The following is a 24,357-nucleotide window of genomic DNA, read 5'->3' on the forward strand; positions in this document are numbered from 1 at the left end:
TTGACACCGTTCGCGACGCTTACATGACCATGTTCTCTTCTTCTTCAAAAGCTGCGGCGATTCCGTCCATCTCGCAGATTCGCGCTGAAGTTGCCTCGGGCGAGGCGAGACTCGAGCAGTACGTCACGCAGGCTTACGAGGCGGCGTGCAAATCGCAGGCGTCGTTGCATGCGTTCTGTTATTTGCCGGACGCCGCGCCCGTCAATGCCGTGGATGTGGCCTCGCCGCTGGCGGGCGTACCAATTGCGGTAAAGGACGTGATCGATACCGCCGACATGCCGACCGAATTCAACTCGCTCGCCTACAAAGGACGGCGGCCCGAGCGGGATGCGTGGGTGGTCGCGCGTTTGCGTGCGGCGGGCGCGTCGATTATCAGCAAGACGGTGACGACCGAATTCGCGTGGCGTAAGCCGGGCGCGACCGTCAACCCGTGGAATGACGCGTTCACGCCGGGCGGTTCGTCGAGTGGCTCAGCGGCGGCGGTCGCGGCGGGGATCGTGCCGCTCGCGCTCGGCACGCAGACGCAGGGATCGGTGATACGGCCGGCGGCGTACTGCGGCATCGTCGGCTTCAAGCCGACTTACGGTGCGATTGCGCGCACGGGCGTGTTGCCGCTGGCGTGGTCGCTGGACCACGTCGGCATGTTTGCAACACGCGTCGCGGACGTGGCTTATGCACTGGCGCTTGTCACTGGCGTGGACGCCGCCGATCCGCATGTCTCGCATGTTCCGTCCGCTGCCCATGTTGCGGCGCGCGGCACGGGGACGCGGCGCATCGGCGTGCTGTCCAAACAGGCCGGCGGGGCAATCGAGCCGGCGCAGCAGGCCGCGCTCGACAGGCTCGCGGCTCAGCTGGCACGAGACGGCGCCGAGATCGTCACAGTCGATCTGCCAGCCGAGATCTTCGAAACGCCTGCGCATGCGTTGAAACTGATGTCGGTTGAAGCCGCGATCACGCACGGCGAACTGGTCGATCGCACACCCGAGCTGGTGAGCGAGGCAATGCGCGGCCTCGTCGAAGAGGGTCGCAAGCTGCCCGCGACCGTCTACGCGAGCATCAAGGCGGCGCAAATGCCGATGACGCGCCGCTTCCACGACTGGCTGACCGGCGCGCTGGCGCTCGATGCGCTGCTGGTCGCGCCGGCCACCGGTGAACCGCCGCGCGGGCTCGACTATACGGGCGACGCGTCATTCTGTGCACCGTGGACGTTTCTCGGCGTGCCGGCCGTGACCGTGCCCGTGGGATTCGGGCCGCAGGGCTTGCCTCTCGGCGCGCAGCTGGTAGGCGCTGCTCACGGTGACGCCGATTTGCTGAAGCTCGCCGAGTGGGTCGAAGCGCGCACAGGGTGGCCCGCGGCGGTGGCGCAGCGGAAGATGTGATCGCGAACACCGGGCCGGCTGCCCGGTGTGGCATGGGTTGTGCGTCTTTGTAGGGTTCCTGGCCCATAGCTACCGACCGATATGGATGCAAGCAGCCGCAAACCCCGCTCGTCCACGGCGTCTTCCCGCACAGACACGGGGTTCGTCAGCGTGCGCGGCGCGCGGGAACATAATCTGAAAAACGTCGACGTGCAGATTCCACGCGATGCGCTGGTCGTATTTACAGGCGTGTCCGGTTCGGGCAAGTCGTCGCTCGCATTCGGCACGCTGTACGCGGAGGCCCAGCGGCGCTACTTCGAATCGGTCGCGCCTTACGCGCGGCGTCTGATCGAGCAGGTCGGCGTGCCCGAAGTGGACGCAATCGAAGGATTGCCGCCCGCTGTCGCATTGCAACAGCAACGCGGCACGCCGTCGGCGCGTTCGTCGGTGGGAAGCGTGACTACGCTGTCCACCCTCGTGCGCATGCTGTATTCGCGGACTGGAACATACCCGCCCAAACAGCCCATGTTGTTTGCCGAGCACTTTTCGCCGAACACGGTGCAAGGCGCCTGCCCGACATGCCATGGGCTAGGGCGCGTGTATGAAGTCACCGAAAGTTCGATGGTGCCCGACGACTCGCTGACCATCCGCGAGCGCGCGATCGCCGCGTGGCCACCGGCATGGCATGGACAGAATCTGCGCGACATCCTCGTAACGCTTGGTTATGACGTGGATACGCCGTGGCGCGATCTGCCGAAGAAAGATCGCGACTGGATTCTCTTCACCGATGAGCAGCCGACCGTGCCCGTCTACGCCGGTCTCACCCCCAAAGAGACGCGCGCAGCGCTAAAACGGAAAGACGAGCCGAGCTACCAGGGGACGTTTACCGGCGCCCGCAGATACGTCCTGCATACCTTCGCCAACACGCAAAGCGCGCTGATGAAAAAGCGCGTGTCGAAGTACATGGTGTCGAGCGACTGTCCGGAGTGCGGCGGCAAGCGGCTCACGAAAGAAGCGCTATCGGTGAAATTCGCCGGACTCGATATCGCCGAGCTTTCGCAGTTGCCTCTCTCAGGACTCGCCGCGCTTCTTGAACCGGTCGCGCGCGGAGAATGGCAGGAGCCGGTCGAGGTACCACGGGGCAAGGGCGACGTGCTCAGCAGGAGCGCTATGCGCGACGCCGTCGAACGGCGCGTGGCGGCTGGCGGCTCGGCGCACAAGGCCTCGCCTGACGTGCGACGTACGCCGAACCTGTCCGGCGAGAAGCGCCTCGCCGCGCAGCGCATTGCGGCCGAACTTCAGGAGCGGTTGACCACGCTCATCGACCTGGGCCTCGGTTATCTTTCGCTCGATCGCAGTACGCCGACGCTGTCCTCGGGTGAACTGCAGCGCTTGCGGCTCGCCACGCAATTGTCGTCGCAACTCTTCGGGGTCGTGTATGTGCTCGATGAGCCATCGGCCGGCCTGCATCCCGCGGATGGCGAAGCGCTTTTCAGCGCGCTTCAGGCGCTGAAAGCAGCGGGCAATTCGCTGTTCGTCGTCGAGCACGATCTGCAGATGATGCGGCGCGCCGACTGGCTGGTCGACGTGGGTCCTGCTGCAGGCGAGGAGGGCGGTCACATTGTGTATAGCGGACCGCCCGACGGACTCGCGGCGGTCGAAGCGTCACAGACCCGCCGGCATCTGTTCGCGCCGCCGGCAAGCGTTGAGCGCACGGAGCGCGACGCGAAGGGCTGGCTGCGACTTGCCGGTATCACGCGCAATAACCTGCATGGGCTGAACGTCGCGTTTGCACTCGGCTGCCTGACGACGGTGACCGGCATATCCGGCTCGGGCAAATCGAGCCTTGTGAGCCAGGCGCTGCCGGAACTGGTTGCGAGCCGGCTAGGGAAAGCAATCGAAACCCCGGACGATGACGAACAGGACCCGCTGCTCGCCGATGGCGGCATGCCGGCGAGCGGCCACATCGTCGACGGGATGGAATCGATCAGACGGCTCGTACGGGTCGACCAGAAGCCGATTGGACGCACGCCGCGTTCCAATCTGGCCACCTACACAGGCCTTTTCGACCAGGTGCGCAAGCTTTTCGCGGACACGCCCGCCGCCCGCAAGCGGCGCTATAGCGCGGGTCGCTTTTCGTTCAATGTTGCGCAGGGCCGCTGCCCGACCTGCGAAGGCGAAGGCTTCGTCAGCGTCGAACTGCTTTTTCTGCCGAGCGTCTATGCGCCTTGCACGACGTGCCACGGCACCCGTTATAACGAATCGACGCTGGAAATCACGTGGCGGGACAAGAACATTGCGCAGGTGCTGGGCCTGACGGTCGATGCCGCTTGCAGTTTCTTCGCCGACCAGCCTGGCGTGATGCGTTCTCTCACCGCGCTGCGCGACATCGGCCTCGGCTATCTGCGACTCGGCCAGCCGGCCACGGAGTTATCCGGCGGCGAAGCACAGCGCATCAAGCTCGCGACCGAGCTGCAACGGGCCCAACGCGGCGACACGCTATACATCCTGGACGAGCCTACGACTGGCCTTCATCCCGCCGACGTCGATCGGCTAATGGTGCAATTGCAAGGACTTGTCGATGCGGGCAACACGGTCGTCGCGGTCGAGCACGATATGCGAGTGGCCGCACAAAGCGACTGGGTCATCGACGTGGGCCCAGGGGCGGGAGACGCTGGCGGAACGATCGTGGTGAGCGGAAGACCCGCGGAAGTCGCGCGCAAAAAGGAGAGCCGCACCGCTGCGTATATCAGGGAACAGCTGGCGGCCTGATTCGGCGGCGCGGCTATTCGAATAACCTCGATCGACGAACGCACCGCACGCCGTTCGCGCCTGGCAATCAGGTCATGCGTAACGCATTTGTTCAATGTCAGGTGTGCATCAAGAGCTTTATCATGCATGCCGCACGGCCGTGGACCTACGCGCTTTCTGCTCCGTTCGCCGCATGCCTCCATCCCGCTTCACTGACCAGATGACAGTGGACGACAGCATTCTTTTTTATCAGTAGAATGCTGCAACCGCAACGATTCAGTGTTGCCGCAACCGACGCTCGGGCTCATCAGTTTCACGGTTTCGTCAAGACCGTGAGGCTATCAGCACGCGTGTCGTCGCGAGGCGACGCAGTCATGTCGAATGCAAAACTTGTGTGGCCGCTGCGAACGGGAGTGAATCGCACGCCGCCACGAACAATGGATCGCCGTCGCCACAACTGAAACCGTTGGCGACACGTGTCACATGGACCAACGACGCCATCGGCGCTCACCTGGCCGACCTGCTGGCCGGGTAGGGCGTCGGATCCCAAACCAACTAGTCGTGATACTTACCTGGCCGCAATATTGTGTATTCCAAAACGCAAATCGATCCGGTAGTCAGCTTCCGGAACTCGCAGGGCGAGCAGGTACGAGGCACGATCATCAATCTCCAGCGAAACTCGCTGGTGATGGAGATCTATAACCCGTACTCGATTGTGCAGGTCAGCGAGGTGCTGAGCGACCTGTCCGTCAAGATGGGCGTGGAACACGCCTATTCTGGCAAGGCAGTCGTCATCAGCATGGTCAATACCGGCCTTACAGCAATCGTTTCGGTAACGCTGATCGCCGAGTGGCGCGAACTGAGCGGCGGCGCGCTGGAAGCGCGTACGGTGGGCGAAGAAGCGCGCCGGTTCGTGCAGGACTGGACCGGCCGTTTCCAGATCCGTCGTGATTACCAGATCGCAGTCAACCAGATCCGCGCTTTTCTCTCGGACATGTCGCGTTGGGTCGAGCAGGCAGACCTCGGCGAAACCATGCCGAAGGAAGGCAATAGCCTGCGCGAGGACTTCTTCTTCGAACTGGCATCGCCGCTCATGGAGAAGACCAAGCTTTACTTCGACGAGTTCGAAGGCGAGGCACGTCTGGTCGACGAAGAACTGGCGCCGGCACACCGTGCCTTTGCCCAGGCTGCACTACATCCGCTGCTGCTACGCTCGCCGTTTGTCTTTCGCACGTTCACGAAGCCGCTGGGCTATGCCGGCGACTACCAGATGGTCAACCAGATGCTCGACGATCCGCGCCAGGGGCCGAGCACGTATTTCCAGATCGTCAACGCCGCTTTCCTGCAGACGGCCGTTGCGCGCGCGCACCGCAATCGCGTCGATCTGCTGGTGGACTACCTGACCCGGCTCGCCAACGAAGCGCGCGCCGCGCAGCGGCCGTTCCGTGTGCTGAACGTAGGTTGCGGCCCCGCTCAGGAGATCCAGCGTTTTATCCACGAATACGACGAACCGCAATGGCTGACGTTCGAACTGCTCGACTTCAGCCAGGAGACACTGGACTGGACACGTGAACGCCTCGCGTCCATTTCACAGAAAATGGGCAGGCGCATAACCATTAGCTACACGCACGATTCTGTCCACCACCTGCTCAAGCGCCGGATCGATGCGCACGCATCGGACGTCCGTGAATTCGACGCGGTTTATTGCGCCGGCCTCTTCGACTACCTGTCGGACAAGGTGTGTGCGCGGCTGAACCAGCATTTCGCCAGCCGGACCCGACAGGGCGGCCGCCTGCTGGTAACCAATGTCCACGCCGACAACCCTGAGCGCCTGAGCATGGAGCACGTGCTCGAGTGGTATCTGATCTATCGCAACGAGGCACAGATGGCCGACATCATGCCGGAGAACTGCGGAGAGCCGCGCCTGTACACGGACTCGACCGGGGTTAATGTGTTCGCCGAGGTGGTGATCGGCCAGCAACAAGTAGCCTGAGATGACAACCTCCCTTGGTGGGCTACAGTCGAACTATCGTGAAGAGCTGCGCGACTACCGGTTGTTGTGCAGCAAGGCCGGCGGCCTGACGGTGATCGTGCTGGTGCTGATGGGCGTTGCGCTCGACTATGTCGTGTATCCGGAAGAGCAGAAGCGCTTTGCGATCATTCGGTTGCTGACCAGCGCAGCCATTGGCCTGGCATTGCTGTCGTTTTACACGACAACGGGCAAACGCCACGTGCAGATCATCACCTTCCTCTGGCTGCTGTTGCCGCAGGCAATGATCTCCTGGATGATTTATGTCACGCAGGGCGAGCAGTCATTGTTCTATGCCGGGCTCATGCTGACGATCTTTGCGGTCGGCATTCTGTTCCCTTCCGGCTATTGGCAGACGCTCGCTTTCGGGCTGGCCACGGTCGCGCTCTATTACATAGCCTGCGTGGCTCATGCGGGCGGCATACACGACCCGAGCAAGTTTCTGTTTCAGCTCATCCTGATCTTCTTCTGTGCGTTGGCCAGTTCGGTGTACACCTACTTCAACGAGAAGGGCCGGTTCCAGCTTTTCCGGCTGAAGGAGGAGCTGGCGCACAAGAACGACCAGCTCGCCCGTACCAACGAAAGCCTCGCGCAGATCAAAGGTCAGTTATTGCAGCAGGAGAAGATGGCTGCAATCGGTACGTTGTCGGCGGGGTTGCTTCACGAGGTCAACAACCCGGTGAACTTCTGCCTGATGGCGATCGAAATCGGCATGGAGGAACCGCAGGCCAAAAGCAGCCCTTCGCTGATGGAGTGCCTGACGGATGTCAAGCAGGGGATGCAACGCATCCAGCATATCGTGTCGGACCTGAAGACCTTTGCCTACCGTCGACCCGGCGCGGCGGCAGACGACGTGCCGTTCCTGTTCGAGAAGGCGCTTGACTCGTCGATCCGCTTGAGCGCGCATGAACTGCGCGGCGTGAGCGTCACGCGTGAGCTGTCCGACGACACCCTTGTGCTGGGCGACGAAGCCGCCATTATCGGCGTGCTCATCAACCTGTTTTCAAATGCTGCTCTCGCCATGCAGAAGGCCGGCACCGCGTCGCCGCGCATCCACGTCGCGGCGGAGTGGCGCGACGACCGCCTGCATGTGAATGTGCGCGACAACGGACCGGGAATCGCCGCAGAGAATCTCGCGCGAGTGTTTGAACCGTTTTTCACTACGCGCGAAGTCGGCCAGGGCCTCGGCCTTGGCCTGTCGATTAGTTATGCGGTGGTGGAGCGGCACGGCGGCACACTATTCGCGGAAAGCAAGTTGGGCGAGTGGACCGCGTTCAACTTCGACCTGCCGCGTGCCGAGTGATATCGAAATGAGCAATACGCAGCAGAGCACGCACACTGTCGTCTATGTCGATGACGAAGATTTAGCCCGCAAGTACTTTGCGCGCGCGGCGGGCAGTGACTACGAAGTGCTTCTCGCGAGCGGCGCAGAGGAGGCTATGTCGATCCTTCGCCGCGAAGGAGCGCGCGTGGCCGTGCTTGTGACCGACTTCCGCATGCCGGGCCGTCACGGCGACGATCTGCTGCGCCAGGTCGCTCAGGAGTATCCGCATATCGTCCGGATCCTGGTGACGGCCTACGCGGACAACAACGCGTTGCCGGCCGCAGTCAGTTCCGATGGGGTGTTCCGAATCCTGGAGAAGCCCCTGGGCGTGAGCACGGTCCGCGAGGTGTTGACATCGGCGACGACAGCCCAAGTGTCGCGACTGACGTGACGCAGCGCTTGCCGGTCGACCCGGTTATCACGAAGACCGGCGCAAGCCGCTTCGGCATGATCTTCAGCAACCGCGTCGCGCAGCTTGTCGGGAACATCGGGATCAGATCCGCAGTCGGCGGCGGTACGGCCGCGACGCTGGAATCTCCAAATTTGAAGGATCGAATGCACAGGAGTTACCAATGAGCCATACGATTGCCAACCAGACGCCGCCTCCGGCGATTCTGTTCGTCGACGACGAAGCCACCGCGGTCAAATACTTCGAACGCGCCATCGGCTCCATTGCGCCGGTGGTGACGGGCGCCTCGGTGGACGACGGCAAGGCGATGCTGGACGCCCACGCCTCCAGTCTGGCGGTGCTCGTGTCCGACCAGCGCATGCCGGGCGAACATGGCAACGAACTTTTGCGCTATGCGCGAGAGCGCTATCCCCACATCGTCCGGATACTGACAACGGCCTATTCCGAGCTGGATCAGACCGTCGAGGCCGTCAACCAGGGCCAGATACATCGTTATATCAAGAAGCCGTGGGATATCTCAGCGCTGCGCATGGAGATGAAGCAGGCGCTGGAGTTGTCGGGGCTGCGCAAGGAACGCGACGAACTCGTGCGCGAGAAGCTTGGCGTATTGCAGACGCAGACGGTGGCCACCCGTATCGGCGTAGTGCACACGCTGTGCGCGAGCCTGATTGGCCCTGGCCGGTTCCAGCCGGTGGAAACTTACCTGACCGGCACCGAACTGGCCGGTACGCGCAATGCCGAGCCGGACTGGCGGCGTATGGACTACGCCGATCTGGTGCATGCCGAGAGCGAATGCAGCGGCAGCTTCGGTCACGCGGTCGGTACGCGTCTCGCGCAACTGCGTGCGCAGACTGCGGGGCGCGGCGTTGCTGACGCGTTGCCGGTCTTGATGGATGTCCTCGGCGCCACGGTGCGCGGCAATGGTGAGGCGCTGTTCTGGACTTCGCCCTCAACGCTGAGCGAGTTCCTCACGCGCCCAGTGGGTCACGCGGTATCCGCCGAGCACGCTGCGTGGCTGGCCTGCCTGTTGTGGCTGGAAGAAGCGGGCGGCGCGCTGCAGTTCTTCCGGGAAGGTGACGCTATCGTCTGCCGTGCCGGTGCGCGGGCCAGTTTTGCGGCCGACCGCCTTGCAGTCTGGATCGAGCGGTTCCTTGAGCCTGCGTTCGACCAGGATAAGCCGACGGTCCGCGTTTAAAGAGGGCGCAACGATCGTTGCCCGGGCAATTAGCTCACGGGGCGAACGATCGTTGCATCTGGAGAAAATTCTTCGGGCCAGCCGGGTGCTGAACGGCCGGCAGGAGCAACGGAGCACGGGTTCGTGAGCCGTTGCGCGACTTGGCGTAGCGACGGCCGTCTATTTCCCCGCATTCTTGAGCACATCCAGCGCGGCCTCGCACGCCCGCTGCAGTTGTTCCCTCATCAGATCCTGCGCATCCCCGGTGCCGTTGACGACAGCATCGCGAATTCGCACTGCCTGTTCGAACGATGCGCGCATCCGCCCGCCTTGCGCCATTGCGATGCGGCGCAGTCGCCGCACCGGCCCGATCAGCGATGCATGACTCTGCTGCAACGTGCGGTTGTCGGCAATCGTCATGACGATCGCGTAAAAGCGGTCCAATGCATCGACATAGGCGGCAGCGTCGCCGGCATCGACGCTCGTTCGCATCATGTCGATCACATCATCTAGCTGCGCGGCACCGAGCGATGTAATGCGCTCGGATGCAAGCTGCACCGCGAGACATTCGAGCGCGGCCCGCACCGTATAAATCTCTTCCACATCGCGAAGCGTCACCGACCGCACATATGCGCCCACTCGCGGAAGAACCGTCACCAGCCCTTCGCGCTCGAGCTGCGCGAACGCCTCGCGCATTGGGGTGCGACTAACGTTCAGCTGCTTTGCGACCTGCACTTCGGACAGACGGCTACCCGGAGCGAGCACGCCTTCCACGATCGCCTCGCGCAACGCGGGCACGACCACGCCATCGCTCAACGAATCGCCGGTTGAGTCCAGCGTGCGAAGCCGCGCGTGATACCGCGTGGCAATGGATTCGAGACTCGGCGCGTGGCGCGTGTGCGCTGTCGTGGATTTTGAAGGAGCGGTTTTAGCAGCGGGCATTGACACCTCGGATTTCTGTGAATACTCTGTATACAGATTATACAACAGGAGACGACATGGATCGCAGTGCATTGGAAGCCCCCGTTGTCATAGAGCATACCGGCGACGTGCTCACCTTCACGCTGAACCGCGGGGACGTCGGCAACGAAGTGTCGGTTGCAATGTTCGACGCGATGTCGGACGCGTTGCGCAGTGAGGCCGTGCAACCGAAGGCGCGTGTACTGCGCATCCGCGCGAACGGCGATGTGTTCTGCACGGGGCGCGAGCGAGCGGGGCGGGACGCCGTGTCGATCCGCACCGAAGTTGCGCGTCTGATCGAACTGAAGCGGCTCGTACGCAACACGTCGTTGATCTCGATTGCGCAGGTGCAGGGCGACGCGTTGGGCTTCGGCTTCGGGCTTGCGATCCTGTGCGACTTCACGCTCGTCGCATCGTCGGCGCGGCTCGGGTTTCCTGAGATGCGCAATGGTCTGCCGCCCGCCGCGATCATGGCTTACCTGGGCGGCTATGCACTGCCCAAGGCCTTGTTTCCAATGGTCCTGTTCGGCGATCCCATTACGCCCGAAGCGGCCTTGCAGGCCGGGCTCGTCACGCGAGTATGCGATCGCGCGAACCTGCACGCCGACGCTGACGCGCTTGCCGCGCGCATTCTCTCGCTCGACGAAGCCGGCGCGAAACAGTGCAAGGCGTTTTTCCTCGCCGCGCAGGAAGGCAGCGTCGAACAGAACTTCCGCGCGGCGACCGACATGCTGACCGTCAACGCATTGCGGTTGATGCAGACCCGCTGAGCGTGGCCGTGCTTCACCCGCTCGATACAACACGACGTGCGGATGTCGATGAAAGCGCTAATCCGCTGACACCGTAACGTCGACTGGAGACAGACATGAACGTCAACGCAGGGCCGAGGCTCGATCGTTTGCCGATGTCGGGATTTCACCGGCGCATCATGTGGTTGATTGGCATTGGCATGTTCTTCGATGGTTTCGATATTTACGTTGCGTCGACGGTGCTCGGCGCAACGCTGAAGTCCGGATTCTCCACGCTCGGGCAGAACGCGCTGTTCGTGTCGCTCACTTTTCTCGGCATGATGCTCGGCTCGCTCGCCACCGGTTTTCTCGGCGACCGGTTCGGGCGGCGCTTCACGTATCAGGCGAATCTCGCCGTGTTCGGGCTGGCCTCGCTCGGCGCGGCACTCGCGCCGAACATGAGCGTGCTCATCGCGTGCCGCTTCGTGATGGGACTTGGGCTGGGCGCAGAAAACGTGGTCGGTTACTCGACGCTAACTGAATTCGTGCCGCCGCAGAAACGCGGCAGGCTGCAGGGTTTGATGGCGGTTTTCGTCGTGTCCGGACTGCCCGTCGCGGGGCTGATCGGGTTGCTGCTGATTCCGTCGTTCGGCTGGCGCGCGATGTTCGTGCTCGGCGGTGTTGGCGCACTCGGCGTCTGGTATGCACGCAAGTCCTTGCCGGAGTCGCCCCGCTGGCTCGATTCCGTTGGACGCCACGACGAGGCTGACGTGATCCTGCGGCGCATCGAAGCAGAAGTGACGGCTGAACGAGGCGGCAAGCCGCTGCCTGCGCCAGCGTCGACGAGACCCGGCGCGACGGCGCAACCGGCGCTGTCGTTCGCTTCGTTGTTCAGCGGCGCAATGCTGCAACGGATGATCGTCGGCTGCGTGACGCTCATTGTCATCAACACGCTGCTGTATGGCTTCGTCACCTGGCTTCCGACATTCTTCGTGCATCAGGGCTTCAGCATCGCGAAGTCGTTCGGGTTCGCGCTCGTGATGTCGCTCGGCGCGCCTATCGGCTCCGCAATCGGCGCGCTCACCGCAGACGCGTGGGGCCGCAAGCCGACGATCATCGGCTCGTCGCTCGCCGCGATCGTCTTTGGCGCGATGTATCCGTTCATCACGAGCCCCGTGATATTGCCCATCGTCGGACTGTTGTTGACCATTCCCATCTACGTGCTGGTCGCGCTGCTATTCGCAGTCTATGTGCCGGAACTCTTCCCGACTGAAGTGCGGCTGCGCGCGTCGGGCGTCTGCAATACGCTGGGCCGCGGCGCAACCATCGTCACGCCTTTCATCGTGGTATCGCTTTTTGGGCAGTACGGCATCGTCGGCGTGCTGGCAATGATGATCGGTTTGCTCGCCGTGCAGATCGTCGTCGTTGCATGGCTTGGCGTCGAGCCGACCGGACAGCGCCTCGAAGACCTTCAACCGGAAGACACCCTCGCGCGCGACGCGCTTCATGCCGACGCGCACGCTTCGCCTAACAAATGAATCGACAGGAACCATGTAATGAATACAGGCAACTCACAGCGCTATGACGCGCAATTGTTGATTGGCGGTGAATGGACGGATGCTGAAGACGGCCGCACGCTAGACATTGTGAATCCCGCGACGGGCGAAGTGATCGGGGCGCTCGCGTCGGCTTCCGCTCGCGATGTGGATCGGGCCGTGCAAGCCGGTCATCGCGCATTCGAAGGCGGTGCGTGGCGCGACATGTCGATCCAGCAACGCGCGCGCATTCTGGACCGTTTTGCCGATCTGTTCGAAGCGGATCTCGAACAGTTCTACAAGCTCGAAACGTTGAATAACGGCCGTCCCATTGCGGAAACGCGCGCGCAGATTTCACGCCTGCCGCAGTTCTATCGCTACTTCGCGGCGCTCGCGCTCACGCGCCGCAGCGACGTGATTCCGATCGAAGGACCGTACCTGTGTTACACGCAGCGTGTACCGCTGGGGGTCGTCGCGCTGATGACATCGTTCAATCATCCGTTGATGATTCTCTCGAAGAGCCTTGCCCCCGCACTCGCTACAGGCAACAGCGTCGTCATCAAGGCGTCGGAACAGACGCCGCTGACGACTGTGCGGCTCGTGAAGCTGTTGCAGGACGCGGGCGTTCCCAAAGGCGTCGTCAATGTTGTGAACGGCGAAGGGCGCGTAGCGGGCGCGGCGCTCGCGCAACATCCGCTGATCCGGAAGGTGGTATTCACGGGAGGCACGGAAGTGGGCCGCTCGATCGGCGAGGCTGCCGCGCGAAATTTCGCGCTCACGACGCTGGAACTGGGCGGCAAGGGCGCGGTGATTATGTTCGACGACTTCGATATCGAGCGCGCAGTGAACGGCGCGGCGTTCGCCGCTTTCATCGGCGCTGGGCAGACCTGTGTCTGCGGTGCGCGCATCCTCGTGCAGAAATCGATGTATGCGGCCTTCCTCGAACGTTTCCGCGCGAAGGTGGAACGTATCCGTGTGGGAGATCCGACGGATGCGAAGACACAGCTTGGTCCCGTCATTTCCGAGCGTTCGCGTCAACGCATTCTCGCGATGCTCGAACGCGCGCAGCAGGCGGGCGCAAAGTTACTCACGGGCGGACGCGTGCCTCAAGAATTGACGTCGGGGTACTTTCTTGAGCCGACCGTCGTCTACGATGCGGACCCGCATTCGGAGATCGGCCAGGACGAGGTGTTCGGGCCCGTAACGGTCGTCATGCCGTTCGAAGATGAAGCCGATGCGATCCGTATCGCCAACGATACGCCGTTCGGCCTTGCCGCTTCGATCTGGACGCAGGACGTCGCGCGGGCGCATCGCGTCGCCGGCAGGCTGGAATTCGGCATGGTGTGGGTGAACGACCACCATCGGCTCGACCCGGCGTCGCCGTGGGGTGGATTCAAGAACAGCGGCGTGGGCCGTGAAACGGGCATCGAGTCGTTTGACCAGTTCAGCGAGCCTCGCGCGGTGACGATCAACACATCCGGCAAGACGGTGGACTGGTACGCGGACGATGGCGAACTGAAGCGGCTCAACTAAACCAAGCGGCGAAACTAGCGGAAACGAGCCGCCAGGGAGGGTTGAAAACAAACCTCCCTGGAGGCCGTGGCGAACCGATGCTTCGTCGGAATCGGCTGTGCGGGCGTCGCCATGCCGTCGCGGTCACGCCCGCTGTCCCTCGCATTACTGCGTGTCTGGCTGCTTCTGATGCTTGGCGTGCTTGTGCGAACGATGATGGGTCGAGTGGGTACTGGTCGGCGCGGACGTGTTGTCTCCGCCGGCAGTTGGGCCCGCCGTCGCTGCGCCGTGGGCGTTGCCGCCGCCCGATCCGCCGTTGCCATTGCCGCCTGCTTGCGCGCTCGCCGTGCCGGAAACGGCCAATGCGGCCAGAAGTACAAGCATCGATTGAATGCCTCGCATGTTTTGCTCCTTGGATAGTTGACCCCCGTCGCTGGGGCGAAGCGACCGTCACCGCGCCGCAGGCGTAACAGAGCATATGCAGTGCCTGACAGTCGCGTGAGGCGATTCGGGCAGCGACATCGCCAATCGCGATGTTTTGTGTCCTAGACCGCAGTTGGCGCAGGTGGGGCATGTGAAGATCCGTCGCACGAATCGCTGATGTGTACACACCAGTGAGATTCGAAAACGATAAGCGCGATACGGGGACCTTCAAATGAAAAAATATCCAGGCTTACTCTTCGCCCTTCTGCTCGCGGCCTGTGGCGGCGGCGGGGGAGGCGGCAACAGCGCCACCACGGCATCTTCGGCACCTTCGTCCACGAGTCCCAAGGCATGTACCGACGGTCCGTACACGACCGACCCCACGAAAGTCTGCACCGACGCGAGCGGCAATCTCGTTACCGCGTATGTCTACGTGCAGCCGAAGACGGTCATTCCCGACGGAACCGTGATCACCGCGGACACCACGTGGCCGGCGAGCGGCTCTCCGTATTTTCTCGCCGGCACGGTGCGAGTGGCGCCGGGCGTCACGTTGACGATCCCCGATAACACGATCGTGGAGACTTACCGATCAGTGCCATGCACGGCCGATTGTGTGGGTACGATTCCGACCAAAGGCATCATCAACGTGGCCGGCACGCTCAACGTGGGAAGCCAAGGGCCGGTGCAATTGCTGGGCGTGACGGCTGCTAACACGTCGCTGGCGCAGGACGCGGGTAACGGCACGGTGAGCATCACGCATGCGGTGTTGCAGGACGCGTTCGTGCAGATCAACGACGCCGCGCCGTTCTCGATGACATACAGCCAGGCCACGCACATGAACGTGACGCCAATTGTTCGCAACGGAGTGACGACTTATGAAGCCGGCACGAACGGCTACCCGCGCTTGAGCAGGTCGGCGACCGTGAAAGGCAATACGTTCGTGGACTCCGCGGCCTTCGCTTTCGATCCGTCGGTCTTCGTGCAAAACAACCTGTTCATCAACATGGTCGACCCGCTCGTGTTGATCGACGCGTTCCCCGCCAATGGACAGGCGCCCACCGGCGTTGCGCAGCGGAACTCGTTCCTTTTCAAGAAGGACTCACCGAATGGAAACCGCCTCGTGATCGAGTCTCACGGCACTTATAACGCGTCCACGCTTCGTTCTCTGGACTTCACCAACAACTTCTGGGGCCTGACGGATAACACGACCATCCAGTCGCGCGTGCGGGATAGCACCGACACGGCCAACCCGCGGCTGCCCAACGTGATTCTCTATGCACCGGCGCTTCAGAGTCCCGATTCCGCCACGCCGGCGGACCCGCAAAGCGCGACGCCGAATGTGTAAGCACTGAGGCATAAAGCAGCGCCGGGTATCTGAACCGGACTGCACGCATCGCCAACCGGCCCCGCCGCAGCATTGCCTGCGGCGGGGCCGACTGTTTTGCGGACTGTCTCCGTGATCGGCCACAGATCACAAAGACCGGTCCCCAGCAATTTCATCGACCTCATGCCCTGACGCGCTAGACTTCCGGCTGAACACATCTCAGCCACGACACGGACTTCATCGTCCTTCAAGGGGAAGCAGCCGAATGGACCGGATGGCAGCAATGGAAACGTACGTCAGCGTCGTGGAGGCGGGCTCGTTCTCGGCAGCCGCAAAGCGGCTCAAACTGGGGCAACCGGCCGTGTCGAAGTCGATCGCGCAACTCGAGGAGCGACTCGGCGTGCGGCTCCTGTTGCGCTCGACGCGCGGCCTTACGCCAACCGATGCGGGGCAGCGCTTCTATGAGCACGCGAGGCGCGCAATCGAAGAGGTGGATCTCGCCGAACACGTCGCGCGCGACGCGTCGACCGGACTATCCGGTGTGCTGCGCATCAGTGCCGCCGTCACCTTCGCGCGCCTGCACATCCTGCCTGCGCTCAAGACGTTTCTCGACCGGCATCCGAACCTGCAGATCGATATCGTGCTGGACGATCGCACCATCGACCTGCTCGAAAAAGGCGTCGATGTTGCGCTGCGCATGGGATCGCTCGATGATTCGACGATGACGGCACGCCGCATTGCGCAAAGCCGTCGACTGGTTGTCGGAACGCCTGCCTATCTCGCCGAAGCGGGCGTGCCGAAGACGCCCGCGGATCTCAGTCAGCACCAGGTCATCGTCTACTCGTTGCGAGGCGGCGGGGAGTCGTGGGCGTTCAGCCAGAGCGGCAAGGAAGTGGCGGTAGTCGTGTCCGGGCGCGTCAGCGTCAGCGCCGCCGAAGGGATGCGCACCACGGTGCTGGGCGGACTAGGCCTTGCGATTGCGTCGGAATGGATGTTCTCGCCGGAACTTGCCGACGGCTCGGTTCAAGCGGTATTGACCGACTGGGAATTGCCCTCGATCGACCTGTGGGCGGTGTTCCCGGCTGGACGGCTGGTGAGTGCGAAGGCGCGAGCGTTCGTCGCCTTCGTCGAAGAAACACTCGGTGCCGCTGGCAGCGGCACCGGCGGCGCACCTTCAGAAAGCGAGCTTGCCGATTGACGCTCCGCCGTCGACGTAAAGCGTTTGACCCGTCATGAAGGCGGCTTTTTCCAGAACCGGGAACATGTCCGACGGGTCCGGACGACGCGTGTAGTCCGGGTTGACCTCCGAATACAGCACGATCCCATCCTGCCCGATGACGTAGCGCGCCGGCATCGGCAAGGTCCAGCCCGGGTCGTCATTGAACGCAGGCAGATCGTTCCTCAGATTCTTGTACAACTCGACCAGATAGTCGGGCAACGCGAAGCGCAATCCGAAGTCGGCGCCTGTCTGCCCATTCACATCGCTCAGCACGGGGAAGCCCAGTTCGTTGGTGCGCACCGATTTTCGGCTATTGACCGCGGTTTGCGGCGAGATCGCCACGACGTTCGCGCCATAGGCCTGAATCTGCGGCAGCACTTCGTTGATCGCCTGCAATTCGATATTGCAGTACGGGCACCAGACGCCGCGATAGAACGTCACCACCAGCGGGCCCTTCACCAGCAACGCAGCGGACGACACGTCGTTGCCGTCCTGATCTTTCAGGTTGAAATGCGGCGCGCGGTCGCCCGCCTTGATCGCTCGGCTCGCCTGTCCGCTTGCTATCAGTTCTGCGGTAGCGCGCTCCATCACCGGATGAATCTCCGGCGGTGCATTGAACGGCGGCTCGCCTGCCTTGAAGTCGGCCCGGAATGCATCGAGTTTCTCTTGCAGCGACATGAGTGTTCTCCGTGAGGGGAATAGTGAAATTGAGGAACAGCGTGGCCGCAGATTCGGGCTGCGTTCAGCGCGGCTGCGATGCGCGTGTACTTGAGCTTCGGTATCGGGTTGGCGGGAGCCGCGAACGGCTCCCCGAGACGGCTTAGGCGGCGACCGGCTTGGTCCACTCGTTACCGGCCATGAAGCTGTCGAGTTCGGTATGGACGATGTGATTGGTGTAGTTGCTCATCACCTTGGTCGCCACGCCCAGAATCACTTCGAGCACATTCTGACGGGTGTAACCGGCGGCGAGAAACGCGTCGACATCGGCGTCCGGGACGAAGCCACGTTCGCGCACTACGAGCGTCGTGAAGCGGTGCAGCGCTTCGAGCTTTGCATCGGGCAGCGGTGTGCCGGCGCGCAGCGCGGCGATCACGCCTGCGTCCATCTTGATCATCTTTGCCAGCGTGCTGTGACCGGCCATGCAGTAGTGGCAGTTGTTCTCGAAGTTCGAGGTCAGGTAGACGACCTGCTGTTCATGCGGCGTCAGCGTGCTTTTGGAGAACAGGTCCCACAGCGCCGAGTAACCGGCCAGCAGTGCGGGCGACTCCGCCATGTGCGCCTGAAGCTTGGGCACGAAGCCAAAGGCGCGCTTCGTGTCTTCGAGGCCGGCCTTCGAAGCGGCCGGTGCGTTATCGATCGTGTAGGTTTGGAAATTGCTCATCGTTTTTTTCCTGTTGGTTGACGGTGAGCAAATGTTGGAGGTCAGCGCCTTATCGAAGAAGGCAGGCGCCGTCGATAACAGTCATTCCTGGCAGGCATAAAGCGGTGGCTGTGCGGTCGCGACCGGGTTATGAGACCGCGACTGATCGGCGATGGCGAAGTACACAATCGAAGAGGCGACGGGGCAAGGGCATCGTCGGTCGGTAATGCATAACGGCGCCGCGGGCGCGACGCGCCCGATCGCATCACAGTGCGCTTCGAGCCGTTTGCCGCGCCGCCAATCGCGCCCGATTGGTCCGGACGACTGCTTCGCATGGAGCAGGTGATCGCGCGCGACGGTCGCGACCACGAAACCAAGGACCAGTACTTCATTCTTGCGAATGGAACCGGTGCGCGATGGCTCGCGCACCGGTACGACTATCTGCGCGAGCAATGACCGGCGCCGTTCATGCCGGTGCCGAAGCCCGTGCCAATGCTTGCGTGTCGATGTACTCGCGGATCTTCGACACTTTGCCGTTGTGAACGGTAATGGCGAACACCCAATCGTCCTCGAACGTTTTATTGGTGGCTATGATTCTTCCCTTGGCGAAACCGATGACCAGAACCCGGTCTCCCTGCGCGACGAATTCACTGGGCTGCGTCAACGAAGTCTCCACCGTTTCGGATTGCGTCTGAAGCAGATCCGTTAATCCTGCATGCCCGCGGCGCGTACCGGCCAGCGGCCAGTCGTCGCCCGGAATGATCCACTCGATATCTTCGGCACACAACTCCAGCAGACGTTGCCTATCGCCGCCGCTGATTGCTGTAAAGAAGTCTTTGACGACCTGGACATTCTCTTCAATGCTCATCGAAGTTCTCCGGTTCCAATTCATCACATGTGCACGCGGGCCACGAATCCGGCGACGGTCTGATTCATCAGCCGAACGTGACGAGGTCCTTAAAGATCAGTTGACCCCAGCTATTTCCGCGCGCCTGAACTAGCAGTCCTCCTTCCGAAAGCCCGCCGAGGGTAATCGGCGAGAAGCCAAGTTTTTCTGCAAGCGCGCCGACCTCCGCTGCGGCGCCGTTATCGTCGCTCGCGAGGAACACGACTCTCTTTCCACCATTTACGGAGGGATCCTTTTCAAGGACGGCAGCAGGCAAATGATTGAAGCCCTTGACCAGCCGTCCGCCCGGGAACGCTTGTGCAACGGCTTTGGAAGAAGGCATTCCGCCCAAGGCTTCAGGAGGCACGCCGTAGGCATTGGTCACATCGACGATGGTCTTTCCCTCCCAGGTGGGAAGCGCCTTGGCGACATCCGGGTACGACTCGAAACGGACCGCCAGAAATAACGTGTCCGCCATGACGGCGTCCGCCAGTGTCCGGGGGACGATCGTGGGTCCGATCGACGCCGCATCGGAGGCGAAGCTCTCCGGGTCGCGCGTGGTTGCAACGGATACTTCGATGCCGCGTCGGGCAAATGCCCTGGCAAGAGCACGACCGATCTTGCCGAAGCCGATAATTGCGTAACTCATCTTTCCTCCTTCGATTTTTCGGCGCGGTCAGAGCTTGTAGCCGCCGCTCGCCTCGATTGTCTGGCCGGTCACCCAGTGGCCATCATCGGAAGCGAGGAACGCCACGACGGCGGCGATTTCCGAAGGCTCGCCAAAGCGTCCCAGCGCGATGTTGGCCTCGGCCGCCTTGACGACTTCGGGGTCCTCCCGCAAGGCGGCGTTCGCGTCCGTTCGCGTGTAGCCCGGCGCGACGGCGTTCACAGAAATTCCGCGCGGCCCAAGTTCGGACGCGAGCGCATGCGTCAGGTTGTTGATCGCCGCCTTCGCCATCGAGTAGACCGGCGCAACGGTCACGGGCTTGGTCGAGGCAGCGGAAGAAATGTTGATGATGCGTCCGCCCTCGGCGAGACGGTCCAGAGCGGCTTGAACAATGAAGAAGGGCGCACGGGCATAGACCGCCATTAAGGTATCCCAACTTTCTGGCGTCGCGTCTTTGAAGCCTAACCAGCCGGAATTCCCCGCGTTGTTGACCAGAATGTCGAGGGTTCTGCTTCCGTTCCGCTTGGTGAACTCGTCGTCGAGTTTCTCGAACAGCGCCGGGACGGCCGCCGCGTCAACGAGGTCCGCATGGATCGCGAACGCAGTGCCCCCAGCTTTCTCGATCGCCGCGACCACCTCGTCGGCGCCCGATTTGCTGGCGTTGTAGGTCAGCGCGACTGTCGCGCCATCCTTTGCAAGACGCTCAGCAATGGCGCGGCCGATGCCTCGCGATGCCCCGGTAACGAGGGCAGTTTTTCCTTTAAGAGCTTGTCCCATCTGATTTTCTTCCGTGGATGTGTTGATGACTGGATCGCGCGTCAGATTTGCGCGAGGCCGCCGTCGACGGCGAGCTCGCTGGCAGTCATGAAGCTGCTGTCCGACGATGCCAGAAAGGCAGCGGCCGCTCCGATCTCGGCGGGATCAGCCATGCGCTGCAGCGGAGTCATCGAGGCGAAGACCTTCTGGCCTTCTTCGCCGAGCGCCTCCTTCGCGAGTTCGGTCGCCGTCGCCCCGGGCGAGAGCACGTTGATGCGGATACCGGTGCCCTTCAGATCCACCGCCCAGGTCCGCGCAAGGTTGCGCACGGCCGCTTTGCTCGCGCTATAAGCGCTCATGGCCGGAGCGCCCGTGGTGCCCGCACTCGATCCAGTCAGGATGATCGACCCGCCTTCGCCCATCAGCGGCAGCGCTTTCTGAACCGTAAAGATCACACCCTTCACATTGGTATCGAAAGTTTCGTCGATGTGCTCGGCGGTAATCTGGCCTAGCGGAAGCGCGCTTCCTGCCCCGGCATTGGCGAAGACGATGTCGAGGCTGCCGCGCTCGGCTTTCACCGCTGCGTAAAGCCTGTCGAGATCGGCCTGGTCGGAGACCGAACCCTTCACCGCGCGGGCACGAGGCCCGAGGTCGGCCACGGCAGCGTCGAGCGCTTGCTGCCGGCGGCCGAAGATGAAGACGAATGCGCCTTCGTCAATAAAGCGCCTGGCCGCTGCGAGGCCAATGCCGGTCGCACCGCCAGTAATCACAGCGGTCTTGCCATTCAGTCTGTTCACGTCGTGCGTCCTTCAAAAATGGAGAAGACCATTCTCTAGCTCTTGACCCATGAAGACAATTGACTAAAGATGCATTAAAACCATCTACTTTTTAGATAACCATGCTCGACAACGTCACCATCAACCAGCTCCGGGCCTTCGTCGCGGTCTGCGATCAGGGGAGTTTTTCAGGAGCCGCACGGGAATTAAGACGTGCACAGTCGGCGATCAGTCACGCGATCAGCGCGCTCGAAGGTGCGTTTGATGTGGTGCTGTTCGAGCGCAACACTCGCCGAGCGACGCTGACAGCCGCGGGCCGCAGCCTTCTGCCGGATGCTCGCGGGGTGATCTCGCGCACCGAAGAGATGAAGATGCGTGCGGTTTCGATTGCCGAAGCCGGGGTGCCGCAAGTGTCGCTTGCCGTCGATGTCTATTTCCCGCGTGCGCACCTGATCGAATGCCTGCGCACTTTGCAGGCAGACTTCCCGACGGTTGCAATCAATCTGCGCATGACGACCATGCAGGGCGGCGAGCGGCTGGTTTTCGATGGTACGTGCGCATTGGCGGTGACGATAACGGACGTGCCGGAGCTAAGCCCCGGGACCATCGAAAGGCAGCATTTGTGCGAAGCGCAAATGGTGACCGTCTGTGCGCCATCGCATCCGCTGGCCGCAATCACGGGGTCCATCCCGCGAGAGGAATTTGGCCGGCACATTCAGCTCGTCGTGACCGACAATCAGCCGGATGCGGAAAAGACCCAACAGGGTGTTGCCAGTGAACGCCAGTGGCTGGTGAACGACCTGGGCGCGAAACACGATCTGCTGAGAGGAAGTTTGTGCTGGGGACACATGCCGCATCATCTGGTTGAGGACGACCTCGCGAATGGAACGCTTGTCGAACTTAAACGGCGCGCATGGCACATGCGCCCGCTTACTTTCATGATCTCCCAACGGCGCGGATACTCGATTTCCGAATGCGAGACGCGCCTGGTGGAACTCCTTGGCAGCTGTCATCGCGCCTCGAAGGAGGCCAGCCAGCGCGCTGTCTCACGTGAAGGCAAGAAATCTCCGGTGTTCCGCCGCGCGTAAGCACCGGACGCGGAGCCGTCCGATAGAAAAGCTGGATCGAATGCCCGCGCCGCCTTATGAATTGGATTGTTCGCGATCCTCAGTAAAAGAGCCGCAGTATTGCAGGGCTGCTCCGTTACGCGTCTTCCATCACAGACAACGCGATCGCCTTCTGCGCTTCGACGCTTGCGAGGCGCCTGGTCAACGCGTCACGAATGTGCTCGTAGGCGAGCTTGCCGAGCACGAGACGCTGAGGCGGATTCGGCTCGTCGATGGTGGCAAGCATCGCCTCGACGGTCTTCGCAGCATCAGCAAATTCGAAGTAGCCTCCGTCGAGCGCGCGGCGTATTTCACCAACAGGCGTATCCGCATAACACGGCAGCGCCGCCGCGACATCCAGTCCCGTGCCGAAATTCGTGCGCGTCGGACCTGGCTCTACGATCACGAAGTCGATGCCGAAGGGCGCGACCTCCTGCGCCACGGCCTCCACGAAACCTTCGATGCCCCACTTGCTTGCGTGATACGCGCCGAAGCCTGGATACGCGATCTGCCCGCCTTCTGATGAGACCTGCACGATGCGCCCGCCGCCTTGCTCGCGCAGACGCGGAACGACAGCGCGGATCAGTTGCATCGAGCCAGTCAGGTTGGTCGCGATCTGCCGGTCGATCTGCGCATCACTGAGTTCTTCCGCCGCGCCGAAGAGGCCGTACCCCGCATTGCTCACGACGATATCGATTCGTCCGAATGCGTCGAAGGCTTGGGCGACGGCACGGCGCATGGCGTCCAGATCCGTCACGTCGCATTCGACGATACGGAGCCTCCCGGGATGCGATGCGAGCAGATCATCGAGTGCGCCGGGTTTGCGCAGTGTCGCGACCACGCTGTCGCCCCGGGCGAGAGCACGTTCCGCGAGTCCGCGCCCCAGTCCGCTCGACGCGCCTGTAATCAGCCAGTTTTTGCTCATTGCGAATCTCCGTTCCACGATCAAAACCCTATGCTAGGCCGTTAACATATGTGTGAGAATCACTATCAATCGGCATGACGAGGTGAAATATATTCAACAATGGCCAAACCCACTCTAGCGGATCTGCAATCCTTCATGGCTGTTGCCGCGCGGCGCAGTTTCGCTCAGGCGGCGGGCGAACTCGGCGTATCGCGTTCGGCGCTGAGTCATGCCATGCGCGGTCTCGAAGCCGATCTCGGCGTGCGTTTGCTGCACCGGACAACGCGAAGCGTGTCGCTCACCGATGCCGGCGAACGCCTGCTCGCGCGTCTGCGTCCCGCGTTGAGCGAGCTCGATGATGCGCTCGACGACGTCTCGCGCTCTGAGGGTGAAGTGCGCGGCTCGCTGCGCATCAACGGCAGTGAAGGTGCGATCCGTCATCTGCTGCGCACGGTAGTGCCGCCGTTTCTCGCGAAATATCCGCTTATGGAACTGGATCTGGTGGCGGACGGGCGGCTTTCCGATATCGTCGCGGAAGGGTTCGATGCGGGCGTACGACTGGGTGAGGCCTTGCCCAAGGACATGATCGCCGTACGCGTGAGCGAGGACATGCGCTTCGTTGCGGTGGCGTCGCCGCGTTATCTGCGCAAATTCGGGCGGCCGGGATCACCGGAGGATTTGCACGCGCATCGCTGCATCCGGCAGCGTCTTCCTAGCGGAAAACGCTATCGCTGGGAGTTTGCGCAGCACGGGCAGGAGTGCGTCATCGATCCACCCGGCGCGCTCACGCTCGATAACAGCACGCTGATGGTCGAGGCAGCCATCGATGGACTTGGCATTGCGTATGTTCCCGAGCCATATGCGTGCGCGGCGCTGGCGCGCAGGCGGTTATCGGTGGTGCTGGACGAATGGTGCCCGGCTATACCCGGCCTGTTCCTTTACTTTCCTGGCAGTCGACACATTCCGGCGGGCTTGCGCGCTTTGATCGCTATGTTGCGAGAGAGGGAGCGGTCTCCGGTCTGATCAACGACGTGCCCGAAGCAAACGCCAAATCACAGTCGAACATATCGAAATGGCAGCAGCTAGCCGCCATTCGAACGGCTCATTCAGTGCGAAAGCGGCCCAATGGTCAAGCCGAGCACCGTGGCGTATGCTG

General features: G+C 62.3%; 23 protein-coding genes. 14 read left to right on the top strand and 9 right to left on the bottom strand.

Translation table 11 applies throughout. From position 1 onward, the window contains the following. The first annotated feature begins 23 nt into the window (after positions 1–23). The 6 genes from J2W46_RS25710 (at position 24) to J2W46_RS25735 (ending at position 9,066) form a co-directional block, all read left to right on the top strand. Positions 24–1,379: an amidase gene (locus tag J2W46_RS25710; protein WP_310357336.1), complete on the top strand. Its 1,356-nt coding sequence runs from the start codon at positions 24–26 to the stop codon at positions 1,377–1,379. Between the two features lie 81 nt (positions 1,380–1,460). Next, complete coding sequence (locus J2W46_RS25715; protein WP_310357338.1) at positions 1,461–4,130, top strand: excinuclease ABC subunit UvrA; 2,670 nt, start codon at positions 1,461–1,463, stop codon at positions 4,128–4,130. Positions 4,131–4,695: 565 nt separating this feature from the next. Continuing rightward, positions 4,696–6,102: a class I SAM-dependent methyltransferase gene (locus tag J2W46_RS25720; protein ID WP_310357341.1), complete on the top strand. Its 1,407-nt coding sequence runs from the start codon at positions 4,696–4,698 to the stop codon at positions 6,100–6,102. A 1-nt stretch (position 6,103) separates the two neighbouring features. Further along, positions 6,104–7,441, top strand: coding sequence for a sensor histidine kinase (locus tag J2W46_RS25725; RefSeq protein ID WP_310357345.1), 1,338 nt, complete (start codon positions 6,104–6,106; stop codon positions 7,439–7,441). Between the two features lie 7 nt (positions 7,442–7,448). Beyond that, positions 7,449–7,853 carry a response regulator gene (locus tag J2W46_RS25730; protein WP_310357348.1) on the top strand — a complete coding sequence of 135 codons (405 nt, stop codon included), beginning with the start codon at positions 7,449–7,451 and terminating at the stop codon, positions 7,851–7,853. A 181-nt stretch (positions 7,854–8,034) separates the two neighbouring features. Then, positions 8,035–9,066 carry a response regulator gene (locus J2W46_RS25735; RefSeq protein ID WP_020067527.1) on the top strand — a complete coding sequence of 344 codons (1,032 nt, stop codon included), beginning with the start codon at positions 8,035–8,037 and terminating at the stop codon, positions 9,064–9,066. Positions 9,067–9,225: 159 nt separating this feature from the next. Here J2W46_RS25735 and J2W46_RS25740 read toward each other — a convergent pair whose 3' ends face one another. Continuing rightward, on the bottom strand, positions 9,226–9,987 hold the full coding sequence (locus J2W46_RS25740) for a GntR family transcriptional regulator (RefSeq protein WP_310357352.1): 762 nt from the start codon (positions 9,985–9,987) through the stop codon (positions 9,226–9,228). Between the two features lie 56 nt (positions 9,988–10,043). On the opposite strand from J2W46_RS25740, the gene J2W46_RS25745 reads away from it, so the two are divergent. The 3 genes from J2W46_RS25745 to J2W46_RS25755 all read left to right on the top strand — a co-directional run bounded on the left by J2W46_RS25745 (position 10,044) and on the right by J2W46_RS25755 (position 13,801). Beyond that, a complete protein-coding gene (locus J2W46_RS25745) occupies positions 10,044–10,775 on the top strand; it encodes an enoyl-CoA hydratase/isomerase family protein (protein ID WP_310357354.1) in 732 nt (243 codons plus the stop codon). A 95-nt stretch (positions 10,776–10,870) separates the two neighbouring features. After that, on the top strand, positions 10,871–12,271 hold the full coding sequence (locus tag J2W46_RS25750) for an MFS transporter (protein ID WP_310357355.1): 1,401 nt from the start codon (positions 10,871–10,873) through the stop codon (positions 12,269–12,271). A gap of 18 nt (positions 12,272–12,289) precedes the next feature. Then, positions 12,290–13,801 (top strand): aldehyde dehydrogenase, encoded by a 1,512-nt coding sequence (locus tag J2W46_RS25755; RefSeq protein ID WP_310357357.1) that lies wholly within the window; start codon positions 12,290–12,292, stop codon positions 13,799–13,801. Between the two features lie 144 nt (positions 13,802–13,945). Here the strand turns inward: J2W46_RS25755 and J2W46_RS25760 are convergent, their stop codons facing one another. Then, positions 13,946–14,182, bottom strand: coding sequence for a hypothetical protein (locus J2W46_RS25760; protein ID WP_020067532.1), 237 nt, complete (start codon positions 14,180–14,182; stop codon positions 13,946–13,948). Between the two features lie 253 nt (positions 14,183–14,435). Here J2W46_RS25760 and J2W46_RS25765 point away from each other — a divergent pair, with 253 nt between their 5' ends. Together J2W46_RS25765 and J2W46_RS25770 are read left to right on the top strand one after the other, a co-directional pair. Further along, on the top strand, positions 14,436–15,548 hold the full coding sequence (locus tag J2W46_RS25765; protein WP_310357360.1) for a hypothetical protein: 1,113 nt from the start codon (positions 14,436–14,438) through the stop codon (positions 15,546–15,548). A 244-nt stretch (positions 15,549–15,792) separates the two neighbouring features. Next, on the top strand, positions 15,793–16,725 hold the full coding sequence (locus tag J2W46_RS25770; RefSeq protein ID WP_310357362.1) for a LysR family transcriptional regulator: 933 nt from the start codon (positions 15,793–15,795) through the stop codon (positions 16,723–16,725). Here J2W46_RS25770 and J2W46_RS25775 read toward each other — a convergent pair. Continuing rightward, positions 16,702–17,424, bottom strand: a complete 723-nt coding sequence (locus J2W46_RS25775; protein WP_310357365.1) for a peroxiredoxin-like family protein — start codon at positions 17,422–17,424, stop codon at positions 16,702–16,704. The genes J2W46_RS25770 and J2W46_RS25775 overlap by 24 nt on opposite strands. A gap of 142 nt (positions 17,425–17,566) precedes the next feature. Further along, positions 17,567–18,127 carry a carboxymuconolactone decarboxylase family protein gene (locus J2W46_RS25780; protein WP_310357367.1) on the bottom strand — a complete coding sequence of 187 codons (561 nt, stop codon included), beginning with the start codon at positions 18,125–18,127 and terminating at the stop codon, positions 17,567–17,569. A gap of 312 nt (positions 18,128–18,439) precedes the next feature. Between J2W46_RS25780 and J2W46_RS25785 the strand changes: the two genes are divergently transcribed. Further along, positions 18,440–18,562 carry a hypothetical protein gene (locus tag J2W46_RS25785; RefSeq protein ID WP_310357368.1) on the top strand — a complete coding sequence of 41 codons (123 nt, stop codon included), beginning with the start codon at positions 18,440–18,442 and terminating at the stop codon, positions 18,560–18,562. 10 nt (positions 18,563–18,572) lie between these two features. Here the strand turns inward: J2W46_RS25785 and J2W46_RS25790 are convergent, their stop codons facing one another. From J2W46_RS25790 to J2W46_RS25805, 4 genes are all read right to left on the bottom strand, one after another. After that, positions 18,573–18,974: a nuclear transport factor 2 family protein gene (locus J2W46_RS25790; protein ID WP_310357372.1), complete on the bottom strand. Its 402-nt coding sequence runs from the start codon at positions 18,972–18,974 to the stop codon at positions 18,573–18,575. A 67-nt stretch (positions 18,975–19,041) separates the two neighbouring features. Then, positions 19,042–19,641 carry an NADPH-dependent F420 reductase gene (locus tag J2W46_RS25795; RefSeq protein ID WP_310357375.1) on the bottom strand — a complete coding sequence of 200 codons (600 nt, stop codon included), beginning with the start codon at positions 19,639–19,641 and terminating at the stop codon, positions 19,042–19,044. Positions 19,642–19,668: 27 nt separating this feature from the next. Then, positions 19,669–20,436, bottom strand: a complete 768-nt coding sequence (locus J2W46_RS25800; protein ID WP_288830722.1) for an SDR family NAD(P)-dependent oxidoreductase — start codon at positions 20,434–20,436, stop codon at positions 19,669–19,671. A 41-nt stretch (positions 20,437–20,477) separates the two neighbouring features. Further along, the gene (locus tag J2W46_RS25805) at positions 20,478–21,212 is read right to left on the bottom strand and encodes an SDR family NAD(P)-dependent oxidoreductase (RefSeq protein WP_310357378.1); all 735 of its coding nucleotides are present in this window, start codon (positions 21,210–21,212) and stop codon (positions 20,478–20,480) included. A gap of 101 nt (positions 21,213–21,313) precedes the next feature. On the opposite strand from J2W46_RS25805, the gene J2W46_RS25810 reads away from it, so the two are divergent. Continuing rightward, complete coding sequence (locus J2W46_RS25810) at positions 21,314–22,279, top strand: LysR family transcriptional regulator (protein WP_310357380.1); 966 nt, start codon at positions 21,314–21,316, stop codon at positions 22,277–22,279. A 115-nt stretch (positions 22,280–22,394) separates the two neighbouring features. Here the strand turns inward: J2W46_RS25810 and J2W46_RS25815 are convergent, their stop codons facing one another. Next, positions 22,395–23,222, bottom strand: a complete 828-nt coding sequence (locus J2W46_RS25815; protein ID WP_310357383.1) for an SDR family oxidoreductase — start codon at positions 23,220–23,222, stop codon at positions 22,395–22,397. A 99-nt stretch (positions 23,223–23,321) separates the two neighbouring features. On the opposite strand from J2W46_RS25815, the gene J2W46_RS25820 reads away from it, so the two are divergent. Beyond that, the gene (locus J2W46_RS25820; protein WP_310357386.1) at positions 23,322–24,224 is read left to right on the top strand and encodes a LysR family transcriptional regulator; all 903 of its coding nucleotides are present in this window, start codon (positions 23,322–23,324) and stop codon (positions 24,222–24,224) included. The last annotated feature ends 133 nt before the right edge of the window (positions 24,225–24,357 follow it).

Origin of the sequence: Paraburkholderia strydomiana, assembly GCF_031456815.1 — a bacterium.
GTDB lineage: Bacteria > Pseudomonadota > Gammaproteobacteria > Burkholderiales > Burkholderiaceae > Paraburkholderia > Paraburkholderia caledonica.

Coding starts and splice junctions, on each gene's coding strand:
- J2W46_RS25710 (WP_310357336.1), top strand. CDS start 24: ATGACCATGTTCTCTTCTTCTTCAAAAGCTGCGGCGATTCCGTCCATC.
- J2W46_RS25715 (WP_310357338.1), top strand. CDS start 1,461: ATGGATGCAAGCAGCCGCAAACCCCGCTCGTCCACGGCGTCTTCCCGC.
- J2W46_RS25725 (WP_310357345.1), top strand. CDS start 6,104: ATGACAACCTCCCTTGGTGGGCTACAGTCGAACTATCGTGAAGAGCTG.
- J2W46_RS25730 (WP_310357348.1), top strand. CDS start 7,449: ATGAGCAATACGCAGCAGAGCACGCACACTGTCGTCTATGTCGATGAC.
- J2W46_RS25735 (WP_020067527.1), top strand. CDS start 8,035: ATGAGCCATACGATTGCCAACCAGACGCCGCCTCCGGCGATTCTGTTC.
- J2W46_RS25740 (WP_310357352.1), bottom strand. CDS start 9,987: ATGCCCGCTGCTAAAACCGCTCCTTCAAAATCCACGACAGCGCACACG.
- J2W46_RS25745 (WP_310357354.1), top strand. CDS start 10,044: ATGGATCGCAGTGCATTGGAAGCCCCCGTTGTCATAGAGCATACCGGC.
- J2W46_RS25750 (WP_310357355.1), top strand. CDS start 10,871: ATGAACGTCAACGCAGGGCCGAGGCTCGATCGTTTGCCGATGTCGGGA.
- J2W46_RS25755 (WP_310357357.1), top strand. CDS start 12,290: ATGAATACAGGCAACTCACAGCGCTATGACGCGCAATTGTTGATTGGC.
- J2W46_RS25760 (WP_020067532.1), bottom strand. CDS start 14,182: ATGCGAGGCATTCAATCGATGCTTGTACTTCTGGCCGCATTGGCCGTT.
- J2W46_RS25765 (WP_310357360.1), top strand. CDS start 14,436: ATGAAAAAATATCCAGGCTTACTCTTCGCCCTTCTGCTCGCGGCCTGT.
- J2W46_RS25770 (WP_310357362.1), top strand. CDS start 15,793: ATGGACCGGATGGCAGCAATGGAAACGTACGTCAGCGTCGTGGAGGCG.
- J2W46_RS25775 (WP_310357365.1), bottom strand. CDS start 17,424: ATGTCGCTGCAAGAGAAACTCGATGCATTCCGGGCCGACTTCAAGGCA.
- J2W46_RS25780 (WP_310357367.1), bottom strand. CDS start 18,127: ATGAGCAATTTCCAAACCTACACGATCGATAACGCACCGGCCGCTTCG.
- J2W46_RS25785 (WP_310357368.1), top strand. CDS start 18,440: ATGGAGCAGGTGATCGCGCGCGACGGTCGCGACCACGAAACCAAGGAC.
- J2W46_RS25790 (WP_310357372.1), bottom strand. CDS start 18,974: ATGAGCATTGAAGAGAATGTCCAGGTCGTCAAAGACTTCTTTACAGCA.
- J2W46_RS25795 (WP_310357375.1), bottom strand. CDS start 19,641: ATGAGTTACGCAATTATCGGCTTCGGCAAGATCGGTCGTGCTCTTGCC.
- J2W46_RS25800 (WP_288830722.1), bottom strand. CDS start 20,436: ATGGGACAAGCTCTTAAAGGAAAAACTGCCCTCGTTACCGGGGCATCG.
- J2W46_RS25810 (WP_310357380.1), top strand. CDS start 21,314: ATGCTCGACAACGTCACCATCAACCAGCTCCGGGCCTTCGTCGCGGTC.
- J2W46_RS25815 (WP_310357383.1), bottom strand. CDS start 23,222: ATGAGCAAAAACTGGCTGATTACAGGCGCGTCGAGCGGACTGGGGCGC.
- J2W46_RS25820 (WP_310357386.1), top strand. CDS start 23,322: ATGGCCAAACCCACTCTAGCGGATCTGCAATCCTTCATGGCTGTTGCC.